Annotated in this window: 8 protein-coding genes; 2 read left to right on the forward strand and 6 right to left on the reverse strand. The window is 68.7% G+C overall.

Features of this window, described 5'->3' with window-relative positions; genetic code table 11:
- Genes D0Z08_RS15430 through D0Z08_RS15455 form a run of 6 tightly spaced genes read right to left on the reverse strand, consistent with a single transcriptional unit; the run spans position 1 to position 6,004 of the window.
- Entirely contained in the window at positions 1 to 1,089 is a 1,089-nt protein-coding gene (locus D0Z08_RS15430; protein ID WP_118926126.1) for an XdhC family protein, read from the reverse strand.
- 30 nt (positions 1,090 to 1,119) lie between these two features.
- Complete coding sequence (locus D0Z08_RS15435; protein ID WP_118926127.1) at positions 1,120 to 1,542, reverse strand: hypothetical protein; 423 nt, start codon at positions 1,540 to 1,542, stop codon at positions 1,120 to 1,122.
- Positions 1,543 to 1,570: 28 nt separating this feature from the next.
- Complete coding sequence (locus tag D0Z08_RS15440) at positions 1,571 to 2,437, reverse strand: FAD binding domain-containing protein (RefSeq protein WP_118926128.1); 867 nt, start codon at positions 2,435 to 2,437, stop codon at positions 1,571 to 1,573.
- Positions 2,434 to 4,812, reverse strand: coding sequence for a xanthine dehydrogenase family protein molybdopterin-binding subunit (locus tag D0Z08_RS15445; protein WP_182481326.1), 2,379 nt, complete (start codon positions 4,810 to 4,812; stop codon positions 2,434 to 2,436). Before D0Z08_RS15445 ends, D0Z08_RS15440 begins: the two co-directional genes overlap by 4 nt.
- Positions 4,805 to 5,335 carry a (2Fe-2S)-binding protein gene (locus D0Z08_RS15450; protein WP_118926130.1) on the reverse strand — a complete coding sequence of 177 codons (531 nt, stop codon included), beginning with the start codon at positions 5,333 to 5,335 and terminating at the stop codon, positions 4,805 to 4,807. The genes D0Z08_RS15445 and D0Z08_RS15450 overlap by 8 nt, the downstream gene beginning before the upstream one ends.
- 30 nt (positions 5,336 to 5,365) lie before the next feature.
- Complete coding sequence (locus tag D0Z08_RS15455) at positions 5,366 to 6,004, reverse strand: SRPBCC family protein (protein ID WP_118926131.1); 639 nt, start codon at positions 6,002 to 6,004, stop codon at positions 5,366 to 5,368.
- A 284-nt stretch (positions 6,005 to 6,288) separates the two neighbouring features.
- Between D0Z08_RS15455 and D0Z08_RS15460 the strand changes: the two genes are divergently transcribed.
- A complete protein-coding gene (locus D0Z08_RS15460) occupies positions 6,289 to 7,116 on the forward strand; it encodes an oxidoreductase (RefSeq protein WP_118926132.1) in 828 nt (275 codons plus the stop codon).
- 151 nt (positions 7,117 to 7,267) lie between these two features.
- Entirely contained in the window at positions 7,268 to 7,819 is a 552-nt protein-coding gene (locus D0Z08_RS15465) for a TetR/AcrR family transcriptional regulator (RefSeq protein WP_118926133.1), read from the forward strand.
- Positions 7,820 to 8,056 lie beyond the last annotated feature (237 nt).

An 8,056-nucleotide genomic window follows, 5' to 3' on the forward strand; every position in this document is an offset into this window, starting at 1 on the left:
TCATCGGTGGATCGCTCCTTCGCGTTCGCGCAACGGGAGCCCAGTGGCTCCCCGAGCTGCGGCGATGATCTCGGCGGCGATGGAGACCGCGGTCTCCTCCGAGGTTCGCGCCCCCAGGTCGAGGCCGATGGGCGAGGAGAGGCGGTCGAGCTGCCCTTCGGGGATCCCCGCGCCGCGCAGCGACTCGAGGCGGCTTCTGTGTGAGCGGCGACTGCCCATCACGCCGATGTAGCGTGCCGGCGTCTCCAGTGCGACCTCGAGGAGGGGGATGTCGAACTTCGGGTCGTGGGTCAGGACGCACAGGACGGTGCTCTCCTCGACCCTCTGGGTGCGCAGGTACCGGTGCGGCCAGTCGACGACAAGGCGGTCGACGTCGGGGAACCGGGCCGCGGTTGCGAACACGGGCCGCGCGTCGCAGACCGTGACGTGGTAGCCGAGGAACTTCCCGATGTCTGCGACTGCGGCCGCGAAGTCGATCGCGCCGAAGACGATCATCCGCGGCGGGGGCGCGTACGACTGGAGGAACATCGAGGCAGACGGCAGCGAGCCGGTCGTCTGCCCGCCGTGGATGACGTCGGTGTCTGACTGGGTGAGCATGGCGCCCATCCGGGACACCAGGCTGTCGTCGGGCTTAAGGCCGGCCGCCGATGCGACCACCCCGGACTCGTCCAGGGTGACGTGTTGCCCGACGGCGGTCCCGGAGGTGACGGTGGCGACGACGACCGGACGGTGGCCTCGGATCGCGTCGAGGACCTTGTCGAACGTCGGGTACTGCAGTTCTCCGACAGGCTCGACGAACACGTCGATGATGCCGCCGCAGGTGAGACCGGATGCGAATGCGTCGTCGTCGGTCACGCCGAAGCGCGCGAGCGCGGCCTCGCCACTCTTGATGACGTGCCGCGCCAGCTCGTAGGTGTCGCCTTCGACGCATCCGCCGGAGATGCTGCCGAGCACCTCCCCGGCCGCCGACACAGCCATCGCGGTGCCGGGTGGGCGCGGAGCGGAGCTCCAGGTCTGGACGACCGTGGCGAGCGCGAACGGTTCGCCTCGGGCGCGCCACGCAGTCAGCCCGTCGAGGATGTCGCGCATCGGTCTCTCTTCACCGTCCGTGCGGAGGGCTCAGACGTCCCAGTCGGTCGGCAGGTCGCCCCAGGCGCCGATGAGGACGTTCAGGGCGCGGGCGTTCTCGATGGCGTCCTTCATCGTTCCTCGGACCAGGCGCACCTTGCCGCCCATGACCAGGTTCGCCGCGGGAGTCCTTCCCTCGGCGGCCTCCCGGAAGTGCTCGACCTTCCCCTGGAAGCTGGCGAAGACCTGGTCCTCGGGATGGAGGTTGGTCGCCGACCAGCTCACGACCCGGCCGGCCACGATCTCGACCTGCGTGACCAGATCGGGCCGGTCCGTCACCCCGAAGCCCAGGATGCGATTGAAGTTGGCAGGGTCCTTGAGGGTCTTGCTCTGCCGTACGGCGAGCTCGCCCTGGTGTGCAGCGGCGGCTGCGGCGCACCACTCCTCGGAGAAGAACTTCAGCTGGTCGGTCATGGTCTTGCCTCTCTTGCTTCTCGGACGGTCACGGCCGGCGACCCAGGGCGCGCTGGATCGCGCGACCCGTCACCACGCCGATGAGGTGCCGGCGGTAGTCGACGGGCGCGTAGGTGTCACCCATGACGTCGATGCCGTCAGCGGCGCACTCGACGGCGCGTCGTACTGCGGCGTCGTCGATCACGGCGCCCTCGAGCGCGCGTTCTGCCTCCGCCGCACGCAGCGGTGTCGTCGCCACGCCGGTCAGGGCGACCCGGGCAGCCCGGCAGGTGCCGCCGGCGTCGATGGTGAGCCGGACCCCCGCCGCTGCGACGGCATAGCCCGAGGCCGGATGGGCGATCTTCACGTACGCCGTGACCGTCCCCGGCGCCGGCTTGGGAAGGTCGACGTGGGTGAGGATCTCGTCGTCGGCGAGGTCCGCGGTGAACAGGTAGGTGAAGAAGTCCTCGATGGGGATCTCACGGGCGCCCCGCAGGCTCTGGACGTGTACGACGACGTCCGTCGCGAGAGCCACAGCCGGCCAGTCTCCGGCCGGATCGGCATGGGCCAGTGACCCACCGAAGGTCCCCAGGTTGCGCACGAGGGGGTCTGCCAGGTCCTCGCCCGCGTCCTCGACGATCGACCACCGCCGGGTGACCGCGCCGTCGTTGATGAGGCGTTCATGAGTGACCAGTGCGCCGATCCTGAACCCCGACGGTGTCTCCTCGATCCCCCGCAGGTCGGCGAGACGGGAGATGTCCATGACCACTGCTGGGCCGGCGAGACGCAGCTTGAGCAGGGGGATGAGGCTCTGTCCGCCGGCCATGATCTTGGTCTCGTCGGCGTTGGCCGCCAGGATCGACATCGCATCGTGGAGGGTTTCCGGTGCGGCGTAGGCGAACGTCGACGGGATCACTTCGCGGCCTCCTGCAGCGCTGTCCACACCTTGGCGGGGGTGAGCGGCATGTCGAGGTTGTCGACGCCGAGCCGGCGCACCGCGTCCATGACCGCGTTGACGACGGCGGGCTGCGAACCGATCGCACCCGACTCACCGACACCCTTGACCCCGAGCGGGTTGACGGGCGAAGGCGTGACGGTGTGGCCCGTTTCGAGACGGGGCAGCTGGTGCGCCCGGGGAACGGCGTACTGCATGAAGCTGGCCGCCGTCGGCTGGCCGTCCTCGTCCCAGGAGAGACCTTCGTAGAGGGCCTGACCGATGCCTTGTGCGACTCCGCCGTGGATCTGGCCGTCGACGAGCTGCGGGTTGATCAGGTTGCCGCAGTCGTCGACGGCGATGTAGCGGTCGATGGTGATGGCGCCGGTGTCGGGGTCGACCTCCACTGCGGCGACGTGCACCCCGAACGGGCTGGTGAAAGCGGGTGGGTCGAACACCGCCATCTCCTTCAGCGTCGGCTCCATCCCCTCGGGGAGGTCGACTCCCCGCCACGCCTCGACGGCGACGTCCTCGAAGCTCAGCTGCCGGCCACCGTCCGGGCCGACGGTGAAGACCCCGTCCTGGTAGACGAGGTCGTCGACATCGGCGTCGAGCAGGTGGGCGGCGAGCCGGGTGGCCTTGGCCATGATCTTGCGAGCGGCGAGCGCGGCTGAGGTCCCGGCGCTGGACATCGATCGTGAGTTGAACGTCCCGGTGCCGAAGTGAACGATGTCGGTGTCGCCCTGGAGCACCTCGACGTCGTCGATGTCGAGCCCGAGCTCGGTCGCAACGATCTGGGCGATCGAGGTCTCGTGGCCCTGGCCGGCGGCGTCGATGCCGACCTGGACGATCACCGACCCAGTCCTGGTCACCGTGATGACCGATTGCTCCCAGGTGGCCCGGTCGAAGCCCACGAGCTGCAGCTGGAACGCGTCGCCGAACCCGCAGAACTCGGTGTAGACACTCAGCCCGAGTCCGACGATCCTTCCTTGCGTCCGGGCTGCCTCCTGCTCGGCGAGCAGCGCATCCCAGCCGACCATGTCGAGCGCCTTGTCCAGGGCCCTCTCGTAGTCGCCGGAGTCGTAGGTCATGCCGGTGGCGTTCGAGTACGGGAACTGGTGCGGCTGGATGAAGTTCCGGCGGCGCAGCTCGACGCGGTCGATACCGGTCTTGGCGGCGAGCTCGTCGACAGCCCGCTCGATCAGGTAGGCGGCCTCCGGCCGTCCTGCGCCTCGGTAGGTCTCGGTGGTGCTGGTGTTGGTGAAGACACCGTGGATGTCGACATCGGCGACGGCGATGTCGTAGACCCCGGGGAAGACCATCCCCGCCACCACCGGGATGCCGGCGCCCATGCCCGAGACGTAGGCACCCAGGTTGGCGTAGGTCGTGACCTTCAGGGCCAGGATCTTGCCCTGGTCGTCAGCGGCCAGCGAGACGTACTCGACGTGGTCGCGCCCGCCGGACGTGCCGGTGAAGTGCTCGGCCCGCGTCTCTGCCCATCGCACCGGCCGGCCCAGGCGGCGGCTCACCGCGGACACGATGACGTCCTCGGGATAGAGGCACAGCTTCGATCCGAACGCCCCACCGACGGCGGGAGTGACGACGCGGATGCGGTTCTCGGGGATGCCGATGGCGATCGAGAGGTTCCGGCGTACGACGTGGACGTTCTGCGTGCCGAGGTACAACGTGAGCGTGCCGGTGCCGACCTGGTAGTCGGCAAGGGACACGCGCGCCTCCAGCGAGCTGGCGTGGACGCGCTGGTTGACCAACCGGACATCGATCACGTGATCGGCAGCCGCTGCCACGGCCTCCCAGTCGCCGGTGCCGAGGTGCCAGAGGTAGGAGGTGTTGCGCTCGTAGTGCTCGTGCACCAGAGGCGCGCCCTCACGTGCAGCGCCCTCCGTGTCGACCACCGCAGGACGTTCGACGTACTCGACGTCGACGAAGTGGATGGCGTCGTCAGCCTGGGCGCGGGTCTCGGCGACGACCACCGCCACTCCCTCACCGACGTACTTCACGGTCTCGCGAGCGAGCGGGTACCGAGCGGGGATGCCGTCCATGATGGGCAGCGTCCAGTCGGTCGGGATCGTTCCGACCTCGTCGTCGCCGAAGTCGGCGGCCGTGAAGACCGCGACCACACCCGGTTGGGCACGAGCGGCGTCGGTGTTGATGGAGACGATGTCCGCATGGGCGAGGGTGGAGCGCACCACCGACGCGTAGACCAGCCCGGTCAGCTTGATGTCCTCGGTGAACTTTCCCGTGCCCGTCAGGAACCGGAAGTCTTCGCGCCGGGGCACGGACTCTCCGACGTACTGCCTCGAGGTCACCGGTTGCGCCGGTGCCGTCGTGCTACTCATCGACCGACTCCGGACCAGCCGCGGACAGCTCGACGAGGGCATCGACGATGTTCTGGTAGCCGGTGCAACGGCAGATGTTGCCGGTGAGTCCGTGCTGGACCTGTGCGGTCGTCAGTGGTTCGTCGGTCTCGAGCAGGTTCAGCGCCGTCATCACGACGCCCGGCGTGCAGAAGCCGCATTGCAGTCCGTGCTTGCGTCGCAGCGCCTCCTGGACGGGGTGCAGTCCGTCCGGACCCTCGCCTCGCACCCCTTCGATCGTCGTCACCTCGCAGCCGTGGACCTGGGCCGCGAGGACCGTGCACGACTTCACGGCTCGTCCGTCGACGTGGACCGCACAGGCGCCGCACTGGCTGGTGTCGCAACCGACGTGGGTCCCGGTGAGGTTGCGTTCCTCCCGGAGGTGGTGCACCAGCAGGGTCCGCGCGTCCACCTCACAGCTCACCGGTCCCCCGTTGAGCACGTAGGAGATCGCAACCCGGTGCGCGTCAGCGGACCGTTCAGTGGTGACTGCGTGGTGTGACATGGGTGGGCGCTCCGTTGACTCGAGGGGTGATCAGTGCTGGCGGCGCCGTGAACGTCGCTGTGACGCCCGCCGGGTGCCGATGACGAGGAGCAGTGCGCAGACCAGCGAGGCCGCCACCACGGCCGAGCGGCGAGCTACCGCGTCGCTTGCCACTGCGAGGAGATCCAGCGGTTCCGCCGGCGCGAGGTCGCCTTCGGAGCTTGGCTCGAGCTCACCGGAGGTCGGCTGGTCAGCAGCGAGCTGCTGCGCGAGTGCGTCAGCGAACTGGCCGATCAGCCGGTCGCTGACATCGGCCATGACGCCGCGGCCGAACTGGGCGGGCTTCCCGGTGAGCTTGAGGTCGGTCTCGAGATCCACCCGGGTCCGACCTCCATCGGCGGTCAGGTTGGCGACGACAGTGATCGACGCGCGCCCGTTGGACCCGTCCTGGCCCTGCCCTTCCAGCACGATCCGGTGAGCTGCGGCGTCGCGTTCGATGAACGTCGCCTGCCCCCGGTAGGTCAGCGTGATCGGTCCGAGCTTGACCTTGCACCGTCCGGTGATGTCGTCGCCGTCGACGGTGTCGACCGCAGCTCCTGGCATGCACAGGGCCGTTCTACGGACGTCGTTGAGGACGTCCCAGGCCGCGTCGACATCGTCATCGACGTGGAACGAGTGCTCGAGTTTCACGTGCTGGTCCTTGCTCCGAGCAACTCTCGGTCTCAGCCCGACGACTCCGTCTGCGGTCGGTGTGGGCGCTGTCACATCACGGTAGAGAACACTCGCTCTCATGTCAACGACACGCACGATCCACGCCGGACTGGCGCAGGAGACCCCGGCCTGACGTGATCTCCGCGGCGGCGCACCTGTCCCAGGTCGAGGCGCACGCGTCCTATGACGCGCCAAACGGGCCCTCCTACCGTGAAGGCGGCCGAGGTCGAGGGAGCTCACCCTCAACGCACAGGAGACGACAGATGGCAACGAGTAAGCACGCACGTCAGTCGGTGGCATTGGTCACCGGCGCCTCTTCGGGAATCGGCCGCGCAGCCGCGCGCGCACTCTTCGACGCCGGGTTCTCCGTCGTCGGCACCAGCAGGGATGCGACCCGGGTCGCACCGCTCGACGGCGTGACCTTCCTGGATCTCGACGTGACCCGGGACGAGTCGGTCAGCGCCTTGGTGGCCGAGGTGATCGAACGGTTCGGCCGGATCGACGTGCTCGTCAACAACGCCGGCGTGGGCATGGCCGGGGCGGCCGAGGAGAGCTCGATCAGCCAGGCCAAGGCAGTCTTCGAAACCAACGTCTTCGGCACGATCCGGATGACGAACGCGGTCCTGCCGCACATGCGGGCCGAGGGCGCTGGCCGGGTCATCAACATCTCGTCCGTCGTGGGCCTGATCCCCGCGCCGTACATGGCCGTCTACGCCTCGACGAAGCACGCGGTCGAGGGCTACTCGGAGTCCGTCGACCATGAGGTCCGGGAGCACGGCGTCCGCGTGCTCCTGGTCGAGCCGGGCTACACCAGCACTGCCTTCGAGGCGAACGCCGCGTGGTCCGCGTCGCCCCTCCCGGCGTACGCCGGACAGCGGGACGTCGCTCGCGACGTGATCACCGAGGCGATGGCCAAGGCCGACGACCCCACCGTCGTCGCGAAGGTGATCGTCGCAGCCGCGACCGATGCCAACCCGCGGCTGCGCTACCCCGCCGGCCCGCTGGCCGGACGGGTCAGCGTCCTGCGCCGCCTGGTCCCGTGGCGTGCCTTCGACAAGCAGATCCGCAAGATCAACCGGCTGGCGGGATGACTCTGGCGGAAAGGATCCGGCCCGGACGGGGCTTAGGGTGGCTGTCGTGCCACCCACACGTCCCTCGAGCCTGCGGTCTCCGGCAGCGAGGGGCGAGGACCGTCGACCCACCCGCAAGGGTGACCTGCAACGGGACTCCATTCTTCAGGCGATGACCCGCCTCCTGGAGGAGAAGCGGTTCGGAGACCTGTCCGTCGCGGACATCACCGCCGAGGCGGGCGTCACCCGCTCGGGGTTCTACTTCTACTTCGAGTCGAAGTACGCCGCGCTCGGGTTCGCGTCCGCCGCGCTCTGGTCCGAGTTCGTCGAGGTCACCGGCTCCTACGTCCGCCCGGACGCAGAGTCGGTCGGCGACTTCGTCAGCCGGGTGCTCCGCGACGCCCTCCGCATCTGGCAGGCGCACGAAGCCTTGCTGATCGCGTCGGTCGAGGCCCTCCCGCTCAACGAGGAGCTCGCTCGCGTGTGGAAGGAGCAGGTCGCACGGATCGCCGGCCTCATCTCGCAGCAGGTCGAGCGCGACCGGGCCGCGGGACTGGTGACACCGGTCCTGGACGACGTCCCCGCACTGGTGCGCCGCCTCGGCGAAGCGACCATGTACCTGCTCTACCAGGACCGGAGCGACAGAGCCGGCGCCGCAGCGAGCGAGGAGACCGTCGAGGTGCTCAAGCAGATCTGGTTGGCCTCGATCGGGGGCCGCGCCTGACAAACGTCTTCTCTTTTGACGCTGCGTCAATTATATTTGACGCCTAGTCAACTAGGCGAGGACGCTCATGACCGATCCGTCAGACCTGCTCTGCATCCACGGCTGCACCGCTAGGGCGTGTCTCCTATGTTCCGGAGCGTGGGGCTGTTTTGATGCGGTCATGTCTCGCGAACGGGTGCTTTCTGACGATCAATGGGAGCGGATCTCGCCGCTGATGCCGTCCTCGGACGGGGTGAA

It is taken from the genome of Nocardioides immobilis, assembly GCF_003515065.1.
Lineage (GTDB): Bacteria > Actinomycetota > Actinomycetes > Propionibacteriales > Nocardioidaceae > Nocardioides > Nocardioides immobilis.